General features: G+C 72.2%; 19 protein-coding genes. 17 read left to right on the forward strand and 2 right to left on the reverse strand.

Annotated elements, in window-relative coordinates; all coding sequences use genetic code 11:
- Positions 1-4 precede the first annotated feature (4 nt).
- From EDD30_RS28005 to EDD30_RS28040, 8 genes are all read left to right on the forward strand, one after another.
- Positions 5-1,156, forward strand: coding sequence for an exonuclease SbcCD subunit D (locus EDD30_RS28005; RefSeq protein ID WP_071805927.1), 1,152 nt, complete (start codon positions 5-7; stop codon positions 1,154-1,156).
- Positions 1,153-3,642, forward strand: a complete 2,490-nt coding sequence (locus EDD30_RS28010; protein WP_071805926.1) for an AAA family ATPase — start codon at positions 1,153-1,155, stop codon at positions 3,640-3,642. The genes EDD30_RS28005 and EDD30_RS28010 overlap by 4 nt, the downstream gene beginning before the upstream one ends.
- Before the next feature lie 2 nt (positions 3,643-3,644).
- The gene (locus tag EDD30_RS28015; protein ID WP_071805925.1) at positions 3,645-4,607 is read left to right on the forward strand and encodes a hypothetical protein; all 963 of its coding nucleotides are present in this window, start codon (positions 3,645-3,647) and stop codon (positions 4,605-4,607) included.
- Positions 4,608-5,045: 438 nt separating this feature from the next.
- The gene (locus EDD30_RS28020) at positions 5,046-5,723 is read left to right on the forward strand and encodes a sigma-70 family RNA polymerase sigma factor (RefSeq protein ID WP_211277808.1); all 678 of its coding nucleotides are present in this window, start codon (positions 5,046-5,048) and stop codon (positions 5,721-5,723) included.
- Positions 5,723-6,505 (forward strand): anti-sigma factor family protein, encoded by a 783-nt coding sequence (locus EDD30_RS28025; protein ID WP_071805924.1) that lies wholly within the window; start codon positions 5,723-5,725, stop codon positions 6,503-6,505. Before EDD30_RS28020 ends, EDD30_RS28025 begins: the two co-directional genes overlap by 1 nt.
- A 263-nt stretch (positions 6,506-6,768) precedes the next feature.
- A complete protein-coding gene (locus EDD30_RS28030) occupies positions 6,769-7,467 on the forward strand; it encodes a COG4315 family predicted lipoprotein (protein ID WP_244945425.1) in 699 nt (232 codons plus the stop codon).
- A gap of 199 nt (positions 7,468-7,666) precedes the next feature.
- Positions 7,667-8,446 (forward strand): DUF4142 domain-containing protein, encoded by a 780-nt coding sequence (locus EDD30_RS28035; RefSeq protein ID WP_071805922.1) that lies wholly within the window; start codon positions 7,667-7,669, stop codon positions 8,444-8,446.
- Positions 8,447-8,543: 97 nt separating this feature from the next.
- Positions 8,544-9,824: a Pecanex-like protein 1 gene (locus EDD30_RS28040; protein WP_244945426.1), complete on the forward strand. Its 1,281-nt coding sequence runs from the start codon at positions 8,544-8,546 to the stop codon at positions 9,822-9,824.
- A gap of 296 nt (positions 9,825-10,120) precedes the next feature.
- On the opposite strand, the gene EDD30_RS41815 is transcribed toward EDD30_RS28040, so the two are convergent.
- Positions 10,121-10,282 (reverse strand): hypothetical protein, encoded by a 162-nt coding sequence (locus EDD30_RS41815; RefSeq protein ID WP_211277807.1) that lies wholly within the window; start codon positions 10,280-10,282, stop codon positions 10,121-10,123.
- Between the two features lie 345 nt (positions 10,283-10,627).
- Here EDD30_RS41815 and EDD30_RS28055 point away from each other — a divergent pair, with 345 nt between their 5' ends.
- The 3 genes from EDD30_RS28055 (at position 10,628) to EDD30_RS28065 (ending at position 13,308) form a co-directional block, all read left to right on the forward strand.
- Positions 10,628-11,365: a S1 family peptidase gene (locus EDD30_RS28055; RefSeq protein WP_071805921.1), complete on the forward strand. Its 738-nt coding sequence runs from the start codon at positions 10,628-10,630 to the stop codon at positions 11,363-11,365.
- Between the two features lie 244 nt (positions 11,366-11,609).
- On the forward strand, positions 11,610-12,527 hold the full coding sequence (locus tag EDD30_RS28060; RefSeq protein WP_394328264.1) for a DNA-3-methyladenine glycosylase family protein: 918 nt from the start codon (positions 11,610-11,612) through the stop codon (positions 12,525-12,527).
- Positions 12,528-12,555: 28 nt separating this feature from the next.
- The gene (locus tag EDD30_RS28065) at positions 12,556-13,308 is read left to right on the forward strand and encodes an ROK family protein (protein ID WP_123678547.1); all 753 of its coding nucleotides are present in this window, start codon (positions 12,556-12,558) and stop codon (positions 13,306-13,308) included.
- A 6-nt stretch (positions 13,309-13,314) separates the two neighbouring features.
- Here the strand turns inward: EDD30_RS28065 and EDD30_RS28070 are convergent, their stop codons facing one another.
- Positions 13,315-16,377, reverse strand: coding sequence for an EAL domain-containing protein (locus EDD30_RS28070; RefSeq protein WP_071805919.1), 3,063 nt, complete (start codon positions 16,375-16,377; stop codon positions 13,315-13,317).
- A gap of 135 nt (positions 16,378-16,512) precedes the next feature.
- On the opposite strand from EDD30_RS28070, the gene EDD30_RS28075 reads away from it, so the two are divergent.
- The 6 genes from EDD30_RS28075 to EDD30_RS28100 all read left to right on the forward strand — a co-directional run bounded on the left by EDD30_RS28075 (position 16,513) and on the right by EDD30_RS28100 (position 21,351).
- On the forward strand, positions 16,513-17,106 hold the full coding sequence (locus EDD30_RS28075; RefSeq protein WP_071805918.1) for a class I SAM-dependent methyltransferase: 594 nt from the start codon (positions 16,513-16,515) through the stop codon (positions 17,104-17,106).
- Positions 17,107-17,190: 84 nt separating this feature from the next.
- Positions 17,191-18,408, forward strand: coding sequence for an NRAMP family divalent metal transporter (locus tag EDD30_RS28080; RefSeq protein ID WP_071805917.1), 1,218 nt, complete (start codon positions 17,191-17,193; stop codon positions 18,406-18,408).
- A gap of 14 nt (positions 18,409-18,422) precedes the next feature.
- Positions 18,423-19,184 carry a LamB/YcsF family protein gene (locus EDD30_RS28085; protein ID WP_071805916.1) on the forward strand — a complete coding sequence of 254 codons (762 nt, stop codon included), beginning with the start codon at positions 18,423-18,425 and terminating at the stop codon, positions 19,182-19,184.
- A gap of 34 nt (positions 19,185-19,218) precedes the next feature.
- The gene (locus EDD30_RS28090; protein ID WP_071805915.1) at positions 19,219-19,842 is read left to right on the forward strand and encodes a 5-oxoprolinase subunit B family protein; all 624 of its coding nucleotides are present in this window, start codon (positions 19,219-19,221) and stop codon (positions 19,840-19,842) included.
- Positions 19,839-20,684, forward strand: a complete 846-nt coding sequence (locus EDD30_RS28095; RefSeq protein WP_071805914.1) for a 5-oxoprolinase subunit C family protein — start codon at positions 19,839-19,841, stop codon at positions 20,682-20,684. Before EDD30_RS28090 ends, EDD30_RS28095 begins: the two co-directional genes overlap by 4 nt.
- A gap of 25 nt (positions 20,685-20,709) precedes the next feature.
- Entirely contained in the window at positions 20,710-21,351 is a 642-nt protein-coding gene (locus tag EDD30_RS28100) for a GntR family transcriptional regulator (RefSeq protein ID WP_071805913.1), read from the forward strand.
- Positions 21,352-21,451 lie beyond the last annotated feature (100 nt).

Raw genomic sequence — 21,451 nt, forward strand, 5'->3', positions numbered from 1 at the left:
GGCGATGCGCATCCTGCACACGTCCGACTGGCATGTCGGAAAGGTCCTCAAGGGACGGGCCCGGCTCGACGAGCACATCCGGGTGCTCGCCCAGGTCGTGGAGATCGCCCGGGCGGAGCGGCCGGACCTGGTCGTCATCGCCGGCGACCTCTACGACACGGCCGCGCCCTCGCCGGATTCGACCCGGGTGGTGACCCGGGCGCTGTCGGCGCTGCGGCAGACGGGTGCGCGAGTGGTGGCGATCGGCGGCAACCACGACAACGGGCCCGCGCTGGACGCGCTGCGGCCGTGGGCCGACGCGGCGGGCATCGAGCTGCGCGGCTCCGTCCGCGACAAACCGGACGACCTGATCATCCGGGGCGAGACGGCGACCGGCGAGCGGTGGCAGCTCGCCGCCCTGCCGTTCCTGTCCCAGCGCTACGCGGTCCGCGCCGTGGAGATGTACGAGCTGACCGCGGCCGAGGCCACCCAGACGTACGCCGACCACGTCGCCCGCCTGATCGCCCGCCTGGCCGAGGGCTTCGCCGAGCCCGGCGTGATCAACCTGCTCACCGCCCACCTCACCGTCGTCGGCGCCAGCGCCGGCGGCGGCGAGCGGGAGGCGCACACGGTGATGGGCTACGCGGTCCCGGCCACGGTCTTCCCGCCGAACGCCCACTACGTCGCCCTGGGTCACCTGCACCGCGCGCAGCGGGTCATCGGCCCCTGCCCGGTGCGTTACAGCGGCAGCCCGCTCGCCGTCGACTTCGGCGAGGAGGAGAACGTCTGCTCGGTCGCGATCGTCGACGTCTCCACCGACAAGGCCGCACGGGTCCGCGACGTGCCGGTGACCTCGGCGCGCACCCTGCGGACGGTCCGGGGCAGTCTGGAGCAGCTCGCCACGGTGAACCTTCCGGATGCGTGGCTGCGCGTCTACGTCCGGGAGACGCCGCGGGTCGGGCTGCGCGAGGACGTGCAGGAGTTGCTTCCCCAGGCGCTCGAGGTGCGCATCGACCCCGACATGGTGCCCGACAAGGCCGGTGAACGGATGGCCCAGCGCGCCGGCCGCTCGCCGCGCGAGCTCTTCGGCGACTACCTGGACAGCCGCGGCAACGCCGAGGAAGGCGTCCGCGAACTCTTCGACGAGCTGTATGACGAGGTGAGCACGCAGCAATGAGGCCTTTGCGGCTCGACATGGCCGGGTTCACGGTGTTCCGCGACGAGACCACCGTCGACTTCACCGACGCCGACTACTTCGCCCTGGTCGGCCCGACCGGCTCCGGCAAATCCACCGTGCTCGACGGCATCTGCTTCGCCCTCTACGGCACGGTGCCGAGGTGGGGCGGCAGCCGCGGCATCGGCAACGCGCTCGCCCCGTCGGCGACCGAGGCCCGGGTGCGGCTGGTGTTCGAGTCCGCCGGCTCGCGGTATGTCGCGACCCGGGTGGTGCGCCGCGACGGCCGCGGCAACGTCAAGACCGCGGGCGCGGGACTGCAGCTCATGCCGCCGGGCTTCGACGTCACCCGGCTCGACACCGGCATGAGCCTCGACGACCTCGGTGACGTGCTGGCCGGCACCCCGGCGGAGATGGACCGGGCGATCGTGGAGGCGGTCGGCCTGCCGTACGAGCAGTTCACTAGCTGCGTCGTGCTGCCGCAGGGCCAGTTCGCCGACTTCCTGCACGCCAAGCCCGCCACCCGGCAGCAGATCCTGGTCAACCTGCTCGGTCTGCACGTCTACGAGGAGGTGCAGACCCGCGCGTCCACCCGGGCGACCCGGGCGGAGGCCCAGCTCGCCGTGGTCGACCAGGCCCTGGCCGCCCTCGCCGACGCCGACGACGAGGCGGTCGACGCCGCGGCGGCCCGGCGGGACGCGATGCGCGAACTGACCGGCGAGGTCGAGGCCGCCATGCCGCGGCTGCGGGCCGCGCGAGAGCGCGAGGCCGAGCTGGCCGCCGCCCGCGACGCCGTCGCGGCGGAGCTCGCCGTGCTGGCACGGGTCGCGGCGCCGGAGGGCAGCGCACGGATCGCCGAGGCCGCGGCCACCGCCCGGGTCGCGGCCGAGGACGCGGCGACGGCCGTGCGGGCCGCCGAGGAGCGCGAGGAGAAGGTACGCGGAGAGCTGGCGGCGGCGGGCGACGCGGGCTCGCTGGGGCTGCTCCTGGACCGCCACGTCGAGTGCGACCGGCTGACCGGCCAGGCGGAGTGGTTCGCCGGCGAGGTGTCGGTCGCCGAGGTCGAGCACAGGGACGCGGTCGCCGCGGCGGAGCTGGCCCGCTCGGCGCATCTCGGCGCCGAGCAGCTTCTCGAACAGGCCCGGCTGGACTACACCACGGCACAGGCCATGGACCGCGCCGCCGCCCTGCGGTCGCATCTCAGCGCCGGGCACGACTGCCCGGTGTGCGCCCAGCCGGTGACGACCGTGCCGCCGATGCCGGAGGGCTCGGCGGTGGAGGCGGCCGAGCGTCAGGGCAAGGCGGCGCGCGCGGCGGCGGACGTGGCGTCGACGGCCTGGAAGCAGCGCGACGCCGTCGCCCGGGAGCTGGAGCGCGGCCTGGACCGCAAGCGGGCCCAGTTCGAGCAGCACAAGGCCCGCCTCGCCGAGGTGACGGCGGGACTCGCCGACTCGCCCGGCGTCGAGGCGCTGCGGGCCCGGCTGGCGGAGCTGACCAAGCTCCAGCGCCGGCTCGACGAGGCCGGCGCGGAGGTGCGCTCCGCCCGGGAGACACACCGCGGGGCCCAGGCGGCGGTCGCCGCCGCCGAGGAGCGGCAGCGTACGGCGTGGCGTTCGTTCGACCACGTCCGTGATCTCGTGGCCCGGTTCGGGCCGCCTCCGGCCGACCGGGACGATCTCGCGGGCGCCTGGACGGCCCTGGTCGAGTGGGCGCGGGAGTCGGCGCGCCGCCGCGAGGTGGCCCGCGACGAGGCGGCCGCCGCCCTCGAGGCCGCGCAGGACGAGACCCGGCAGACCCGCGCGGCCGTCGCCGGCCTCTTCACCGACCGGGGCCTGCCGGCCCCCGCGGGTGGTACGGACGCCGACCTGATCCGCGCGGCGGCGGTCGCCGCCGAGCGGGCCGAGGCGGCCTGGCAGCGCCTCGCCGACCGCCGCGAACAGGCCCGCGAGTATGCCGAACAGCGGGCGGGCCTGGTGCGCGACGGCCGGGTAGCCAAGTCCCTCGCCGGGCACCTGCGGGCCAACAACTTCGAGCGCTGGCTCCTGGAGGAGGCACTCGACCTGCTCGTGGACGGCGCCTCGCGGATCCTTCGCGAGCTCACCGGCGGCCAGTACGACCTGATGCACGACAAGGGCGAATTCTTCGTCGTCGACCACCACGACGCCGGGCTGCGCCGGGCGGTGCGGACCCTGTCGGGCGGCGAGACGTTCCAGGCGTCGCTGGCGCTGGCCCTTGCCCTGTCCGAGCAACTGGCCGGGATGTCGACGACGGCGGCGAGCCTCGAGTCGATCGTGCTGGACGAGGGCTTCGGCACGCTCGACGCGGCGACGCTCGACGTGGTGGCGGCGACCCTGGAGAACCTGGCCGCCCGCGGCGACCGGATGGTCGGCGTCGTCACGCATGTGCACGCCCTGGCCGAGCGGGTGCCGGTCCGGTTCGAGGTGCACAAGGACGCGCGCACCGCGCACGTGGAGAGGGTCGGCTTGTGAGGATGTTCGTCGACGCCTGGGATCCTGCGTACGGGGCGTCGTTCGAGGGCGGGGGCGCCGCCGACGGGCCGGCCTCGCCGAGCAGCGCGCAGGTCGACACGGACGTCGAGGTGCCCGCCGCGCAGTGGGCCCCGATCGACGTGCCGGCGGGTGTGCGCTGCCCCGACGTGGTGTTCCTCGTCGACGGCGTGCGCCGTAACGACGCCGGGCTCTGGACGGCCGAGGAGGACGGGCTGTCCTATGCCGGCCTCGCCGCCTCGTACGCGGCCGGCGTCGTCCGCTGCGACCTGCGCCGGGGAGTGGCCGAGTTGGCGGGGGCACGGGTGGCCCGGGGTCTGTTCACCGCGAGCCCGTCGGCGGAAGACGTGCAGGCCGGCTCGGTGCGCTACGAGGTGCACCGGGTCAGCGGCACCGGCGAGGCGAGCAAGCTGCCGGCGGCCGTTCAGGCGCCGCTGACCGCCCTGGAGATCGACATTTCGGGGGAGGCCCGCAGTCACGGCTCGGACGGCGCCGACCTGCTCGTGGTCGACGGTCCGCTGCGCAACCGCCGCCAGTTGCCGCGCACCATCGGGTACGTGAAGACCCAGCAGAAGCAGTATCTGCCGGCCCAGCTCACCCCGGTCGTGACCGGGCTGCGCCCCGGCCAGCGGACGCCGGTCTTCGCGCTCGGCACGGTCTGGGGCGGCTGGTCGTGGTATCTGCGCCTGCCCGGCGCCTCGGGGGCGCCGTGGTCGGGCATCGTCCGGGTGGAGTGCTCGCCGGATCTGACGCCCGCGCAGGCCGTCGAGCTCGCCGGGCTGTCCGGGGCGACGCTGCCGCGGTTCGCGTCGTCGGCGTACAAGGATCCGAGGGCCCCGCAGAATCTGGTCCCGATCGCGGGCCTGGAACGCCGATTGCGCGGGCTGCTGGGTGACGCCCGGGTGCTGCACCGCGCCCTGACCCTGGCCGCGGCCCGCACCCGATGACCGGTTCATGCCTTTCGGCGATCCTTGCCGGACCCGCTCACCGTTGCGGTCACGCTACCGAGCGTAGAGCAAAATCGGCTCCTCAGTCACGCTGAGTAAGTTGCGTTTCACGGCGCGCCGACGGCGCATCAGCCGAGCGTCTCGAGTACGCACTGTGCGTCTGTCGACGGAACCGGCCTGCTGAGTATTATTCGCGTGCCACTGGGCGTATATCGGCGCCTATGGATGGATGTTGCGACCCACGCGCGCCCTGGCCTCCCGCTTTCCGCGGGCGGTCGAGCGTGCCCAATGCGCTTGGAACCGGAGGAACCTCTTGCGACTGCACGTCGATGCATCGCCTCCCCGCCCTCGCCGGGAAATTTTCCCCATCGCTTTGATCCCGGCGGGCCACCCCGCGCGTATGACAGGCGACGGGGTAAGCACCGGCAGGAGGAATCGATGCATGCGACGGTCATGGAGCGGCTCGCGCCGGACGGGGTGCGCGTCATGACGCAGCAGCGATCCGGAGGCCGGTGGCAGGCGCTCGACGGAGGCCGTAGTGCGGAGAATGATGACGCCGTGACGCCGCGGCAGGCCCGCCACGAGGCCGGGTCGGCGACCGCGAATCACGAGGACACGCTGGTCCGGATGCTGTACGAGGAGCACGCCGGCCCGCTGCTGATGTTCGTGCTGCGGCTCACCGGCGGAGACCGGCAGCGCGCCGAGGACATCGTCCAGGAGACGCTGCTGCGGGCGTGGCGCAACGCGCACCGCCTCGGCGCCCAGGGCCAGCAGTCGCTGCGGCCCTGGCTGGTCACGGTGGCCCGGCGGATCGCGATCGACGACCATCGCAGCGCCAGCGCCCGCCCGCCGGAAACGTACGACCGCGAACTGGAGAGCTTCCCCAGCACGGCCGACGATACGGATCGGGTCCTCCAGTTGATGACCGTGACCGATGCCTTGCGTACTCTGAGCCAGTCGCATCGGGAGATCCTTGTCGAGACCTACTTCCGCGGCCGGACCGTTCCGGAGGCCGCGGACGTGCTCGGCCTGCCTCTGGGTACGGCCAAATCGCGTGTGTACTACGCCTTGCGGGCCCTGCGTACGGCTCTGCAGCAGCGGGGGGTGACTGAGTAATGACGCAGGAACAGCACTTCGACGTCGCCGCGTACGCCCTCGGCGTACTCGACGAGCGCGATGCCGCCCGTTTCGAGGACCATCTGATCGACTGCCCGGCCTGCGCGATCGAGCTCGAGTCGTTGCTGCCGGTGGTCGACATCCTCTCGGACGTCGACGCGGACGCGCTGGTCGCGACCGAGCAGTCGCGCCGCGACGGCCTGATGCTGAAGTCGATGATCGGCGAGGTGAAGCGGGAGCGGCGCCGGGCCAACAGCCGGCGGCTCTACTCGCTGGCGGCCGCGGTCGTGGTCTTCGCGATGCTGTCCATCGGCGCGCTCTTCGCCGGCGGCCAGTGGCTCGCCCCGGAGCAGGCGCCCCAGCCGGAGGCGCAGAAGTCCCAGCCGCGCTCGAGCAAGGTGCTCGACCCGCTGCCGGTGGCCAAGGACATCAGCATCGGCGGCACGCCGCTCGCCGGCGAGACCTTCACCGCCACGGACGCCCGCAGTGGTGTCAAGGCGTTGGTGGGTCTCGAGCCGAAGGACTGGGGTACCCAGGTCTCCTACGCCGTCGGCAACATCAAGGGTCCGCTGCTGTGCCGGGCCGTCGCGGTCCGCACCAACGGCGGGATCGAGGAGCTGTCGACCTGGAACGTGGGAGATAAGGGCTGGGGCACACCCGCCCAGCCGGAGCCGCTGCTGCTGCAGTCCGTGACGGCGCTCCCGCGCGCCGACATCGCGCACATCCAGGTGCAGGCCTCCGACGGCAAGGGCGGGTGGGAGACGCTGGTTCGCGTTCCCTGACGATTCCCTACCTCGCAAGCCCGGTCGCGTCGCGGCCGGGCTTGCTGCTTTTCACCGTACGCCTATGAGCGGCTCACGCAATGCAATGAATTCGCGGTGAGGGCCACTCAATCACGTACGGGGAGCGCGAAGGGTTCAAACAAAAATCGGGGAAATTGATTGCCTCGATTCTTCAACCCCGGCGGCCGTCCTCTCGTACTACAGCGCGGAACACGGAGATGGACGAAACTGGGAGGGCTCTCGTGGTACCGGAGAAGCGGAAGTTGGTCGTCGTCAGCGCGGCGATCGCGGCGGCGTTCGCGCTGACCGGGTGCGCCCCTGCGGGATACAACAGCAGCGACTACGGCGCCCAGCCGGCGGCCAACGCCGTCGAGGCCGGGGCGACCGCCGAAGCCGTCCCCGAGGCGGAGGCGACGCCGGGCGCGGAACCCGAGGACGAAGAGTCCGAAGAGGGCGGTGAGGGCGGCGAGGGCGCCGAGCTCAGCGAGGACGAGGTCACCAGCGAGCTCAAGGCGGCCGCGATCAAGCGCATGGGCGAGACCGTCCAGAACCAGGACGGCTTCGTGCTGTACCGCTTCGACAAGGACAAGGTCGACCCGAAGGCCGTGTCCAACTGCAACGACGACTGCGCGAAGGTCTGGCCGCCCGCCCTGATCAACAAGGGCGAGAAGCCCAAGCTCGACGGCGTGGACGCGAAGCTCGTCGGCACGGTCAAGCGCAAGGACGGCACGCTGCAACTGACCCTCGACAAGTGGCCGCTCTACACCTACATCGGTGACAAGGAGCCGGGCCAGTGGAAGGGCCAGAACGTGGCCGGCACCTGGTTCGTGATCACGCCCGAGGGCAAGAAGAACCTGACCTGCCTGCCGGCCGTCTCGAAGCCCGTCGCGCCGCCGTCGGACGGCGCCGGGGCCGAGGACGACAGCCCCGAGGGCAGCGGTGGGTCCGACTACAGCTACTGAGTGAAATCGTGGCCGGTCGACGTCTTTCATTGGCGGCGGCCGGCCGCGGCGCCGGCGGATTCCACGGCCTCAAGTTCTCTTTAAGTCGAGCGTAAGTAGTTCGTTTTCCATTGCGACAGCCAAGACCTGCTCCTAGCGTTTCTCGCAGGTCACAGGAATTTCTCAGAAACGTTTCCGTCCTCGTCGGAGGTGTCAAAAGATGATCGCCGCCCGTTCCTCCCGCCGGCCGCAGCGCTGGCTGGTGGGCGCTCTGGTCACGACCCTGGCGTTCCTGCTGGCCCCCGCCGGCACAGCCCGGGCGGCCGAGCCGGGTCCGGTGCCGGTTCCGCCGAGCATGAACGCCCAGGGCAAGGGCAGCGTCTCGCTGGCGGACCGGGACTTCGTCATCAAGGTCCGGCTCGCCGGACTGTGGGAGATTCCCGCGGGCAACATGGCCGTCCAGAAGTCCAAGGACCCGCGGATCCAGGAGATCGGCAAGTCGATCTCCGCGCAGCACGTGGTCCTCGACAAGCTCGACATGGCGGTCGCCAAGAAGCTCGGCATCGCCCTGCCGAACCTGCCCAACAACGAACAGCAGGGCTGGCTCAACGAGATGAACAACGCTCCGGCGCCGGAGCAGTTCGACCAGCTCTACATCGACCGGCTCCGGGCGGCGCACGGCAAGATCTTCCCGGCGATCGCGACGATCCGGGCCAGCACCCGCAACGACGAGGTCCGCAAGCTGGCGCAGCAGACCAACCAGTTCGTCATGACGCACATGACCCTGCTGGAGAGCAGCGGCATCGTCGACTACGGCGCGCTGCCGACGGCCCCCGCGCCGGCCGGCGCGGGTGGGCCGGCCGTGGACACCGCGATGGTCGCCGCCGCCAGCAGCTCGGGTGGCGTGCCCGGGGTCAGCACCTCCGTCATCCTCATCGTCCTCGCCGGAGCCCTCGTGGCCGGCGTGGTCACCACGATGCGTATCTTCCGGCCGCGGTAGCGCGCGGACGGTAATCGACCTGGCCAGCCGACCAGGCGTAGGCAACACCCCGGCGGCTCCACCGCCCGCCACGTGTGGACAGAGAAAGGTGTCAGCAATGCGAAGGTCGCAGTACCGGCGCGAATCCAGCAAGTCCAAGTGGTTCACCGGTCGGCGCCGGATCATCGCCGCGGTAGCCACCCTGGTTGCCTTCGGCGGCATCGTCACCGTCACGCAGGTGTCCGACGCGAGCACGAAGCGTTCGACCCAGCGCGCTCTGGCCGCATGCAATAACCTCCAGGCGCCGAAGAAGTCACAGCTCTCGACCGAGACCCGGAAGGGCTCTTACACCACCGACAAGGGCCGGGTCACCCAGCACGCCGACGACGGCGGCGGCAACGTGCCGACCACCGAGCAGATGCGGGCCCGCTGTCGCCAGTGGGTCACGCAGAACACCGGCAACAACACCAACACAGGCAACAACACCAATGCCGAGGGTGATCAGCAGCAGGACGGTCAGCAGCAGGACGGTCAGCAGCAGGACGGTCAGCAACAGGACGGTCAGCAACAGGACGGTCAGGACAACGACGGTCAGAACAACGACGGTCAGGACAACGACGGCCAGAACAACGATGGCAACAACGACGGCCAGAACAACGACGGCAACAACGGTGGCAACCCGCCGCCCGGTGCCGGCCTCGGCGTTCTGACCAATAGCTGCCAGACCAGCCAGCTCCAGCCGCACGACGGTTTCCAGAACGGCAACCGCTGCGTCTCCACCGAGTTCGGTGAGGTCGGCGCCGCCGGGAACAACCCGTCGCTGCTGATCACCGAGGCGCCGCAGCAGGTCCAGGAGGGCCAGGCGTTCACACTGAAGGTGAGCACCCGCAACCTGATCCGCGACCGCTTCCTCGCGGCCGGTCAGGGCGGCTACTACGTGGAGTCCTCGGTGCTGCAGGGCGGCCTCGTCCGCGGTCACTTCCACACCGCCTGCCGGATGCTGGACAACACCAACGCCGCTCCGAACCCGGAGCCCGCGCCGGCGTTCTTCGTGGCCACCGAGGACAACCAGGGTGGAGCCGCTCCCGACGTCGTGACCATCCAGGTCCCGGGCCTGCCCGACGAGGGTCTCGCCCAGTGCGCCTCGTGGGCCGGTGACGGCTCGCACCGCATCCCGATGATGGAGCGCGCCAACCAGACCCCGGCCTTCGACGCGGTGCGCATCCAGGTCGGCAACAACAACGACGGTCAGAACAACGACGGTCAGAACAACGACGGTCAGAACAACGACGGTCAGAACGACAACGACGGCCAGAACAACGACGGCCAGAACGACAACGACGGCCAGAACAACGACGGCCAGAACGACAACGACGGCCAGAACAACGACGGCCGTTAAGAGCAACGACAACTAGGTACGGAGCCCTACCGCACCCGGGAACCGAACCCCGCGGGGCCGCGCCACCTCTCCAGGTGCCGCCCCGCCGGGACCCCCCGTCGGAGACCGGTCGTCGTCCACCCCCCTGAGGACGGCACGCGGCAGGCGGCTCGAACAAGGAATCGGCTGACGAAAGGAGGCGCGATACCACTCGAGCCGAGCTATCAGCTCCGCCACCGGGTGACGCGGACCCAGTCCGCCCACCTCACCGATGGCCCTGACCGGGAGCGCGGTCAGGGCCATCGGCATGCGGTGCGTCAGATCAGCCAGCGGTTCCTGCGGACGAACGCAATCCCGGCCCAACGGCGGCCCAAACCCAAGCTGTGTCCGGCGTAGGCCGCGGCGCAGACGATCAGGGCCACGCCGACGGCGAGCATGCCGAGCATGAAGAGCCAGTCGGCCCACCAGGCGCCCGCCATCGCGTGAAACGCCGGTCGCAGCGGGCCGGCCTCGAGCGAGCCGAGGAAGCCCCGGGTGGGCGAGCCGCCGTGGATCCAGGCCTTCGCCGTCGGGGTCGCGTACCCCAGGCCCAGGGTCTTGTCCAGGAACGCCCAGAGGAAGACGAAGCCGGTCGGACACCCTCACCCTCGTCTTTCCCGCCGTCCGGCGCGTGGGCCGAACTCACCGCCTCCGCGGGACCAAAGTCCCCATCACCTTCGCGGTAGGCCCCGTTCGATATGTATCGAAGAATGTAACTATCTCGATACAGTTGTTACGGGCAACCCGCCCGCCGTCACCCCCAACGGCACAGACAGGACGACCGCATGCGTACCCTCGCCCGGACACTCCTCACGGTCACCGCCACCGCCGTCGGTCTGCTCACGCCGGCCGTCGCCATCGCGTCACCCGTCCCCGACCCCGTCAGTCCCCGCATCGTCAACGGCCGGCCCGCCACCCAGAACTACTCGTTCATGGTGTACGTGTCGGGCTGTTCCGGCTCCCTGATCAAGGCCAACTGGGCCGTCACCGCCAGGCACTGCCCGACGCCCAGCTCGGTGCGCGTCGGCAGCATCGACCGCACCAGCGGCGGCACGGTCGTCTCCGTGCGGCGCGCGGTGAGCCACTCGCGGATCGACGTCAAGCTGCTCGAGCTGACGTCGTCCGTCACCCACGCCCCCGCGCCGATCCCGACGTCCTCGGGCGCGGTCGGCACGGCGACCCGGATCATCGGCTGGGGCCAGACCTGCCCGACCCGCGGCTGCGGCCCCACGCCGAACGTCGCGAACGAACTCGACACGTCGATCGTGTCGGACAGCCGCTGCACCGGCATCGACGCGGCGTACGAGATCTGCACCAACAACACCAACGGCAACGCCGGCGCCTGCTACGGCGACTCCGGCGGACCGCAGGTGCGCACGATCAACGGCCGCTGGGCGCTGATCGGCGTGACGAGCCGCTCGGGCAATGGCAGCCCGGTCTGCGCGACCGGCCCGTCCATCTACGGCGACCTCTCGTCGATCCGCAACTGGGTCAACCAGCAGGTGGGCGGCCTCCCCTCCTGACCGCCCCGACGAACGGGCCGGCGTGACCTCGGTCGCACCGGCCCGTCCGTGCGCGTCGTCCGGGTCGGCCCGGGTGCGGGGCAAGCCTGCGCGTCGTCCGGGTCGGCCCGGGGTGCGCGCCAAGCCGCGGATGTCGGTGCCCTTCCCCAAGCCCTTCCGCGGCGAGGACACTCGCGAACAGTTGCCGGACGGCCGGCATGACCGACCCTGTGACCAGGTGGGCGGGGCGGTGGGCGAACGTATAGTGGCGCGGGTGACGACGACGGTGACGCGCCGGCTGCGGCCGCCGGACGGCTACGCCTTCTCCGGCACCCTGCGGTCGCTGGTCGTCGTCCGGCACGATCCCTGCGGCAGGCTCGCCGACGGGGATTTCTGGCTCTCCGCGCGTACGCCCGAGGGGCCCGCGTCCTTGCATCTCGCCCGGATGGGCGCGGAATTGACCGCGACCGGGCACGGGCCCGGCGCGGGCTGGATCGTCGAGCGGGCCGACGCGATCGCCGGGTTGCGCGACGACCTCGGCGACTTCCCGGCCCTTGCGGCGCGTCACCCGCTGGTTGCGCGGCTGGCGAAGACCTTCTCCGGGGTACGGTTCCCCGCCACCGGCCGGCTCTTCCATCGCCTGATCCGGGCGGTACTGGAGCAGAAGGTCACCGGCATCGAGGCGCACCGGGCGTACCGTGCGCTCGTCCGGCACTTCGGTGAGCCGGCGCCCGGGCCCGCCGGGCTGGTGCTGCCGCCCGACCCGGACGCGGTGGCGGCGACGCCGTACTGGACCTTCCATCCCTTCGGGGTGGAGCAGCGGCGCACCCAGGCCTTGCTTCGCTGTGCCGTCGAGGCGGCCCGGCTGGAGCGCTGCGAGGACAGCGTCGAGGCGACCCGCCGGCTGACCGCGATCGCGGGAATCGGGCCGTGGACCGCGGCCGAGGTGGTCCGCACCGCGTACGGCGACCCGGACGCGGTCAGCGTCGGCGACTTCCACATCCCGAACACGGTGGCGTGGGCGCTGGCGGGAGAGGCGCGCGGCACCGACGCCCGGATGCTGGAGCTGTTGGAGCCGTTCGCCGGTCACCGCGGCCGGGTCTGCGAGCTGCTCGCGGCCGGCGGCATCGCCGCTCCCAAGTTCGGCCCGCGGATGCCGATCCGCGGCTTCGCGCGCTTCTGAACGCAATATGAACTGTCAGACTGCACGTGTGGCATTCACGTTGACGATCGACTGCGGCGGCGGGGGCATCAAGGGGTCGGTGCTCGACGAGGCGGGCACGATGCGGGCCCAGCCGCTGCGGGTGCCCACGCCGTACCCGTTGCCTCCGGATCTTTTCGTCAAGACGCTGGTCGGGCTGGGGGAGCGGCTGCCGACCGCCGACCGGGTCACCGTCGGCATGCCGGGGATGCTGCGTCACGGCGTCGTGGTGGCCACGCCGCACTACATCACCCGCAGCGGGCCCCGCACCAGGGTGGATCCGGAGCTGGTCGAAGCGTGGTACGGCTTCGACGCGCGCACCGCGCTGGCCGAGGCGTTCGGGCTGCCCACGCTGGTGCTCAACGACGCCGAGGTGCACGGCGCCGGGGTGGTCGCGGGCACCGGCTGCGAGCTGATCCTGACCCTGGGGACGGGCCTGGGCTGCGCGCTGTTCGACGGCGGCACCCTCGCGCCGCACCTGGAGATGTCGCAGGCGCCGGTGCGGTGGGGGATGAGCTACGACACCTACATCGGCGAGCACGAGCGCCGCCGGCTCGGCGACGCGCTCTGGTCCCGGCGGGTCCGCAACGTCGTCGAGGGACTGCGCCCGGTCTTCCTGTGGGACCGCCTCTACCTGGGCGGCGGGAACTCGCGGCTGATCACCGCGACGCAGCTCGCCCGGATGGGCGACGACGTGGTGGTGGTGCCCAACACCGCCGGCATCGTCGGCGGCGTCCGGGCCTGGGCGCTGCAGGCCCGCTGAGCCCGGCTAGGCGGCGATCGGCTGCGGGTTGCGCAGCCACGTCAGGGCCTCCGTGGCGTCCAGCGGGGCCGAGTAGTAATAGCCCTGGCCGAGGGGACAGCCGAGCTGCGCCAGGATCTCCCGGTGCGTCGCCTCCTCGATGCCCTCGGCGACCACGGTCAGGTTCAGCGTCTGTGCGAGGCTCACGATGCCGCGTACCAGCGCGAACTGCTGGTCGTCGCCCACCATGTCGTCGATGAACATCTTGTCGATCTTCAGTACGTCGATCGGCCGCTGGCGCAGGTAGCCCAGCGAGGAGTAGCCCGTGCCGAAGTCGTCGATGGCGATCCGCACGCCCATGTCGCGCAGGACGGCCAGGTCCGACCAGATCTGCTCGTCGTCTCCCATGAGGAGGGTCTCGGTGATCTCGAGCATGAGCGCCTGCGGGGGTACGCCCGCGAAGTCCAGCGACGCCCGGACCTGCTCGACGAAGCCGGCCTCGCGGAACTGGCGGACGGACACGTTGACGCTGACGTACGGCTGGCGCGTGCGCGGCAGGATGCGACGCCACTGCGCCACCGTGTGCAGCGCCTGGTCGAGCACCCACCGACCCATCGGGACGATCAGGCCGCTCTCCTCGGCGACCTCGATGAACTGGTCGGGCGCGATGACGCCGCGGGCCGGGTGGTGCCAGCGCACCAGCGCCTCGAAGCCGACCGCCTCGTCCGAGGCCAGGTCCACGATCGGCTGGTACTGCAGCAGGAAGCTGCCCTCGTTGACGGCGTGGTCCAGCGCCGAGCGCAGTTCGAGCCGGGCGACCATCGCGTCGTGCAGGTGGCTCTGGTAGCGCCGCCACTGGTTCTTGCCGGCGCCCTTCGCGACGTACAGCGCGAGGTCCGCCTGGCGCAGCAGCTCGTCGGCGTTGTCGGCCTCCGGGGTCGTGGTGATGCCGATGCTGGCGACGGCCTGCAACGGCTCGCCGTCGATGACGATGGGATGGGCGAGGGCGGCCAGGATCCGGGTGGCGGTCTCCTCGACCGCGCCGGGGTCCTGCACGTTCTCCACCAGCGCAGCGAACTCGTCGCCGCCGAGTCGGGCCGCGGTGTCGTCGGCGCGCAGGGCCCCGGCGATGCGCTCCGCCACCGCGAGCAGGAGCTGGTCGCCGACGGCGTGCCCGAGGGTGTCGTTGACGATCTTGAAGTCGTCGAGGTCGATGAAGAGGACGCCGACCACCGAGCCGTCCCGCGCGCCGCGGGCCAGCGCATGCTGGAGCCGGTCGGCGAAGAGCACCCGGTTGGCCAGGCCGGTCAGCGCGTCGTGGAACGCCTGGTGGGTGAGCTCGCGCTCGAGCTGGCGCCGCTCGGTGACGTCGCGCAGGGTCACCACCAGCCCGGCGACGGTCTGGTCGGTGCGCAGGTCGCGGCAGTGCATCTCGAGCATGACCTCGGTACGCCGCCGCCCGACCGCCCGGAAGTCGAGTCCCTCCGGGGTCGTCGCCCCCTTGCGCACCCCGGCGAGTACGTCGGCCAGCCGGAGACGGTCGCCGGGATGGATGATGTCGGGCAGCCGGACGCCGACCGGGTCCGCGCCGAGCACGTGCACCGCGGACGGGCTCGCGTACCGGACCCGGTCCTCGTCGTCGACGATCAGGATGACGTCGGAGGTGTTCAGCACGAGCGTGCGGAAGTAGGCCTCGCTGTTGCGCCGGATGACCTCCTCGCTCAGGGCGATCCGCTCGAGCGCCAGGGCGACCTGCGTGGCGAGCACCTCCAGGGCACGTTGCAGGCCGAGCAGCGAACCCGTCGGGGCGCCGACGTGCAGGACGCCGACCAGCGGGTCGCCGGTCGGGCGGTCCGCCAGCACCAGGGGGCAGCGCAGGACCATGTTGAACTGGGTCATGCGGACGGCCACCGCCCAGTCGACGTCCCGGGTGGCGACCAGGCGCGCCGAGGTGCCGGCGGCGCGGTCCTGGGCGGACTGGGCGGCGGCCTCGGGAGAGACCAGTTGCTCCGGCTCGGTGTAAGCCATGGCGAGCACCACCCGGTGCGGCACGTCGGCGGGCAGCAGTTGCTCGACCGCCTTGCGGACGGCGCCGGCGACCTCGTCCGCGTCGGCCGCCGAGACCAGCGCGGCGGAGGCCTCGCGCAGGCCGCGCTCGCGCGCCAGCGCCAGCCGGTGGCTCGCCATGATGCCGGCCATCCGGGTCAGGACCAGCAGGAACGTGCACGCGCTGAGCCCGGCGATCACGGTCAGGTCGGGCACCCGGCCGTCCACGCCGACCTGGAAGACCAGGACGGCGGGGGCGACCAGGGAGGCGAGGGCGAGCAGGGCGAGCCGCACGCGGCCCAGCTCGGCCGGAGGCTCTCCCGCCTCGCGGGTCAGCTCGGTCATCGAGGGGTGCAGGGCGGCGATGCCGATCCCGGCGTACAGCGGGATCCGGCCGAAGACGCCCAGGTTGGTGAGGTCGTGGTGCAGCGCCGTGAGATCGGTGACGACGTCGGCGGCCAGCATCGCGAGGACGCCGCCGGCCAGCCAGCCGGATACGCTCAGGCGGCGTCCGGACGCGATCAGCAGGCGGGCCAGCATGCCGAGACAGAGCAGGCCGCCGACCGGGAAGGCGACGGCGATCCAGCGGTCGGCGTCCGAGAGGCCGGCGTCGCGTACCCGGGGGCCGATGACGAAGGTCCAGGCGAGCAGGCCGACGCCGCAGGTGAGGGTGAGCGCGTCCAGCAGCCCGCCGCGGTCGCGCCGGCCGCGGGTGCGGCGCCGCACGAACAGGAACAGCGCGACGGCCAGCACCGGGTAGAAGATCAACAGGATGGCCGTGCCCACCGTACCCGGCAGGGAATGGCCGGTGCCGGCCGTGTACGCGACCGAGCCGACCACCGACAGCACGACCGCGGCGCCGAGGAGCTGCCACGGGCCACGGTGGGACGGACGATGCTGGCGGAGGCCGAAGCTCAGGGCGAGCACGGCGCCGACACCGGCGATCAGCCGTACGGGTGTACGCCAGCCGGGTTCGAGCGCGAATACGACGCCGAGACCGGCCATCGCTGTGCCGAAGAGGACGGCCGCCAAGCGTGCCGGCATGCTTCCTCCCCTTCGGTGAGCACTGGGCGACTCTGGCACCCTGATCGGTTTCGCGTTCCGGCAACTGAGCAGAATCGCGGGGTGTCCACTCCTGTCGACTTCGTGCGTTCGCACACACGGCTTGCGCCCGTACCGATGCTGCCCGAGATCCTGCTGCACCAGGCGGACGACCCGATCGCGCTGTGGGAGCGCACCGAGGCGGGCGGCGCGGAGCAGCCGCCCCCGTTCTGGGCCTTCGCCTGGGCGGGCGGCCAGGCGCTCGCCCGGCACGTGCTGGACGATCCCGACCTGGTCGCCGGGCGGGCGGTGCTCGACCTGGCGACCGGTTCGGGGCTGGTGGCGGTCGCGGCGGCCCGCGCCGGGGGCCGGCCGGTGACCGCGAACGACATCGACCCCTTCTCGCTGGCCGCGGCGCAGGCGAACGCGGTGGCCAACGGCGTACGGGTCGAGCCGGTCGAGGGCGACCTGCTGGGCGGCGGGTACGACCCGGCGGGCGTGGTGCTCGCCGGGGACGTCTTCTACAGCCGGGAGATGGCCGGGCGGGTGCTGCCGTTCCTGCGGGGTGCCGCCGGCCGGGGCGCGCTGGTGCTGGTGGGGGATCCGGGGCGGGCGTACCTGCCGGTCGAGGGCCTGGTGCGCCGGGCCGAGTACGACATTCCCGTGAATCCGGAACTGGAAGGGGTGCCGGTGCGCCGGACGAGCGTGTGGCAGGTGCTCGCCTCCGCATAATCCAGATTGTTGAACAACCCTTGTGTGATCGTTGAACAATCCCTACCGTCGACGGTGCCTCCATCATTCGATTCAGGAGCGCCCATGACGACGGACACGCGTACCCGTTCCCGCCGGACCGCCCTCGTCGGGGCGATCTTCCTCATGGCGACCAGCGCCATCGGCCCCGGTTTCATCACCCAGACCACCACCTTCACGGCGAAGCTGGGCGCCGCGTTCGCCTTCGGCATCCTGATGTCGATCCTGGTGGACTTCGTCGTCCAGATGAACACCTGGCGGATCATCTCGGTCAGCGGCAAGCGGGCACACGAGATCGCCCACGCGGTCGTCCCCGGCGCCGGGCACCTTCTCGCCGCCCTGGTCATCCTCGGCGGCCTGGTCTTCAACATCGGCAACGTGGCCGGATCCGGCCTGGGGCTGAACGCCGCGCTGGGCCTGGACCCCAAGCTCGGCGGCGCCCTCAGCGCGCTGCTCGCGATCGTCATCTTCACCGTGAAGCGCGCCGGAATGGCGATGGACCGGCTGCTGATCGTGCTCGGCCTCGTCATGATCTCGCTGACCCTCTACGTCAGCATCGTCTCCCAGCCCCCGATCGGCGAGGCGCTCACGCAGACCGTCCTGCCCGACGACATCGACTTCGCGGCCATCGTCACGATCATCGGAGGCACCGTCGGCGGCTACATCACCTACTCCGGCGCCCACCGGCTGCTGGACAGCGGGACGACCGGCCCCGAGCACGTCCGAGAGGTGACCCGCGGCGCGCTGACCGGCATCGCCGTCACGGGCCTGATGCGCTACCTGCTCTTCCTGGCGGTCCTCGGCGTCGTGGCCGGCGGCGTCGTCCTCGACACCGGCGGCAACGCCACGGCGCAGGCGTTCGAGTCGGCGGCGGGCGAGTTCGGCCGGCGGGCGTTCGGCGTCGTGCTCTGGGCGGCGGCCATCACCTCGGTGGTCGGTGCGGCGTTCACCTCCGTGTCGTTCCTCAACGCCTTCTCGCCCGCCCTCGCCGAGGGCCGGCCCCGATCGTGGGCGACGGTGGCGTTCATCGCCGTCAGTACGGTGATCTACCTGCTGCTCGGCACCGCGCCGGCGGCACTGCTGGTCTTCGCCGGCGGCTTCAACGGGCTGATTCTGCCGATCGGGTTCACCATCCTGCTCTACGCGGCCTGGCGCCGCCGTGAACTGTTGAAGGGCTACGCGTACCCGGCCTGGCTGCTCGGGCTGGGCGCCGTCGTCGCCGCCCTCACCTGGTATATGGGTGCCGTATCGGCCCGCGCGATCTTCGACTACCTGGCCGGCTGACCCCGGGAGAAGACATGGACCTCAACAGCGACCTCGGCGAGGGCTTCGGCGCCTGGTGCCTCGGCGACGACGCGGCGATGCTGGAGATCGTCAGCAGCGCCAACCTCGCCTGCGGGTTCCACGCCGGCGATCCGCGTACGCTGCTCGCCACCTGCGAGCGGGCGGTCGCGCGCGGCGTGGTCATCGGTGCCCAGGTGGGATACCGGGACCTGCCGGGTTTCGGCCGGCGCTTCATCGACTACGAGACCGAGGACCTGGTCGCCGACCTGATCTACCAGATCGGCGCGCTCGACGGGCTGGCCCGCGCCGCCGGGGACCGGGTGCTCTACGTCAAGCCGCACGGCGCGCTCTACAACACGGTCGTGCACCACGAACAGCAGGCCGCCGCCGTCGTCGACGCGGTCCGGCGGTACGACCCCGACCTGCCGGTGCTGGGCCTGCCCGGCTCGGTCCTCCTGCGGCTGGCCGAGGACGCCGGGCTGCGCACGGTCCGCGAGGCGTTCGCCGACCGGGGATACCAGGCCGACGGCACGCTGGTGCCGCGCAGCTCGCCGGGCGCGCTGCTGCACGACCCGGCCGAGGTCGCCGAGCGGATGGTCCGCCTGGTCACCGACCGCACCCTGGTCGCGGCCGACGGGTCCGTCATCAAGATCGAAGCCGACTCGATCTGCGTGCACGGCGACTCGCCGGGCGCGGTCGGCATGGCCCGGGCGGTGCACGACGGGCTCACCGCGGCCGGCGTACGGATCAGCGCCTTCGCCGGAGCCGGGCAATGACCGCATCCGGGCTCCGCACGAGGGAATACGAGCCATGACGAGATTCCTGCGCTGCGGGCGGGAGGCCGTGCTCGCCGAGGTGGACGATCTCGACGCGGCCCTCGCCCTGTACGCGGCCCTGCGCGACGCTGCGCTGCCCGGGGTCGTCGACCTGGTGCCGGCGGCCCGCACGGTGCTGATCCGGCTCGACCCGGCGGTCACCTCGCCGGCCGCGGTCCGGGAGGCGACCGCGGCCCTGCGGCCCGGCGACGCCGGCCGCGCGGACTCCGGCACCGTGCGGATCCCGGTGGTCTACGACGGCCCCGACCTGGCCGAGGTGGCCGAGCGCCTGGGCATCACCGCCGACGAGGTGGTGGCCCGCCACACCGGCGCCCGGTGGACGGTCGCCTTCTCCGGCTTCGCGCCCGGCTTCGGCTATCTGACCGGGGACGACCCGACGCTCGACGTGCCGCGGCGCACCTCGCCGCGGACCCGGATCCCGGCCGGGTCGGTGGGGCTCGCCGGCCGGTTCTCCGGCGTCTATCCGAACGACAGTCCCGGCGGCTGGCAGCTCATCGGCAGCACGACCGCCCGCATGTGGGATCTGTCGCGCGCGGAACCGGCGCTGCTCGTGCCCGGCGTACGGGTGACGTTCAGGGCGGTGCCGCGGTGCGGATGACGGTGCTGCGGACCGGGCCGATGACGGTGATCAAGGACGCCGGTCGCCCGGGCCACGCGTACCAGGGCGTGGCGCCGTCGGGGGCGGTGGACCGGGGCGCGTACGCGCGAGCCAACGCCCTGGCCGGCAACCCGCCGGGCGCCGCCGTCCTGGAGTGCACGCTCGGCGGGCTGCGGGTCTCCTTCGACGAGCCGGCCGTCGTCGCGCTGACCGGCACGGACGCGGTGCTCACCGTGGACGGGACCGCGGCCGGGGACGACCGGCCCGTGCCTGTGCCGGCGGGAGCCGTCGTCGCGGTGACCGTGCCGAGGCGCGGGCTGCGCAGCTACCTGGCGGTGCGCGGCGGCATCGACGTCGCGCCGGTGCTGGGCTCGCGCTCGACCGACCAGCTCGCGGGTGTGGGTCCCGAGCGGCCGGCGCCGGGTGACGTCCTGCCGATCGGTGCGCCGCCGGCCGACCCGGTGTCCTCACCCGGTGCGCCGCCCCCGACCGCCGAGGGACCGCTCGAGGTGGATCTCGGCCCGCGCGACGACTGGTTCACCACCGAGGCGATCGCGACGTTCCTCGGCGCCGAGTACACCGTCTCCCCGGCCGGCAATGCGATCGGCCTGCGGCTCGACGGCCCCGCGCTGATCCGGTCGCGGACCGCCGAGCTGCCCAGCGAGGGCGTCGTCCGCGGCGCGGTGCAGGTGCCGCCGGACGGCAGGCCGATCATCTTCCAGGCGGACCATCCGGTGACCGGCGGCTATCCGGTGATCGCGGTGCTGACCCCGGAGGCGGCGGACCGCGCGGCCCAGTTGCGCCCCGGCGCCACGATCCGCTTCACCCGCGCGCCGCAGTGACCGCCGGGCTGGTTGACTGGGATATGTGACGACGGTGGAGAAGGCGGGTTCCGCCGCCCGCGCGGTGGAGCAACTGCGCAACTCGATGATCAACGGCGAGTTGGCGCCGGGAACCCGCCTCGCCGAGGCATCGCTGACCGGGCCGCTCGGCGTCTCCCGTAACACCCTGCGCGAGGCGTTCTCCACGCTCGTCGAGGAGGGCCTGCTCGTCCGCCGGCCGCATCGCGGCGTCTTCGTCGCCACCCTGAGCCCGGCGCAGATAGCCGACATCTACCGCGTCCGGGCCCTGCTCGAATGCTCGTCGCTCGCCCAGGCGCCGACCCGGCCGCCGCGCGCGGCGGGCATGCGCGCCGCGATCGACGAGGCCGCCCGGGCCGCCGAGGCCGGCGACTGGCGGGCCGTGGGCACGGCCAACATGCACTTCCACGAGCAGATCGTGGCGCTCGCCGGCAGTCCCCGCCTGGACGCCTGGATGCGCCAGCTCACGGCGGAACTGCGCCTGGCCTTCGCCGCGGCGCCGGACGTGGAGGCCCTGCACCGCCCGTTCGTGTCGATGAACGCCGACATCACCGCGATGTACGAGGCCGGCGACGCGTCCCGGGCCGCGGAGATGCTCCGCGAGTATCTCCTCACCTCCGAGCGCATCGTCCTGGGCAACCTACCCTGAGTGAGGGTGCGCGGTAGCACAGCGCCCGGTCCTGCCCGAAGGTATGCCATCCCGCTGCGCTCGAAGTCATAACCCGGTTCCCGGGCAGCGGTGGAGCGCC

Source organism: Couchioplanes caeruleus, from assembly GCF_003751945.1.
GTDB lineage: Bacteria > Actinomycetota > Actinomycetes > Mycobacteriales > Micromonosporaceae > Actinoplanes > Actinoplanes caeruleus.

Bases quoted from the DNA above. Each gene is read 5' to 3' on its own strand.
- EDD30_RS28015 (WP_071805925.1), top strand. From the start codon at position 3,645: ATGTTCGTCGACGCCTGGGATCCTGCGTACGGGGCGTCGTTCGAGGGC.
- EDD30_RS28095 (WP_071805914.1), top strand. From the start codon at position 19,839: ATGACGGTGCTGCGGACCGGGCCGATGACGGTGATCAAGGACGCCGGT.
- EDD30_RS28035 (WP_071805922.1), top strand. From the start codon at position 7,667: ATGATCGCCGCCCGTTCCTCCCGCCGGCCGCAGCGCTGGCTGGTGGGC.
- EDD30_RS28075 (WP_071805918.1), top strand. From the start codon at position 16,513: ATGCTGCCCGAGATCCTGCTGCACCAGGCGGACGACCCGATCGCGCTG.
- EDD30_RS28085 (WP_071805916.1), top strand. From the start codon at position 18,423: ATGGACCTCAACAGCGACCTCGGCGAGGGCTTCGGCGCCTGGTGCCTC.
- EDD30_RS28080 (WP_071805917.1), top strand. From the start codon at position 17,191: ATGACGACGGACACGCGTACCCGTTCCCGCCGGACCGCCCTCGTCGGG.
- EDD30_RS28010 (WP_071805926.1), top strand. From the start codon at position 1,153: ATGAGGCCTTTGCGGCTCGACATGGCCGGGTTCACGGTGTTCCGCGAC.
- EDD30_RS28040 (WP_244945426.1), top strand. From the start codon at position 8,544: ATGCGAAGGTCGCAGTACCGGCGCGAATCCAGCAAGTCCAAGTGGTTC.
- EDD30_RS28055 (WP_071805921.1), top strand. From the start codon at position 10,628: ATGCGTACCCTCGCCCGGACACTCCTCACGGTCACCGCCACCGCCGTC.
- EDD30_RS41815 (WP_211277807.1), bottom strand. From the start codon at position 10,282: ATGGCGGGCGCCTGGTGGGCCGACTGGCTCTTCATGCTCGGCATGCTC.
- EDD30_RS28020 (WP_211277808.1), top strand. From the start codon at position 5,046: ATGCATGCGACGGTCATGGAGCGGCTCGCGCCGGACGGGGTGCGCGTC.
- EDD30_RS28070 (WP_071805919.1), bottom strand. From the start codon at position 16,377: ATGCCGGCACGCTTGGCGGCCGTCCTCTTCGGCACAGCGATGGCCGGT.
- EDD30_RS28025 (WP_071805924.1), top strand. From the start codon at position 5,723: ATGACGCAGGAACAGCACTTCGACGTCGCCGCGTACGCCCTCGGCGTA.
- EDD30_RS28090 (WP_071805915.1), top strand. From the start codon at position 19,219: ATGACGAGATTCCTGCGCTGCGGGCGGGAGGCCGTGCTCGCCGAGGTG.
- EDD30_RS28005 (WP_071805927.1), top strand. From the start codon at position 5: ATGCGCATCCTGCACACGTCCGACTGGCATGTCGGAAAGGTCCTCAAG.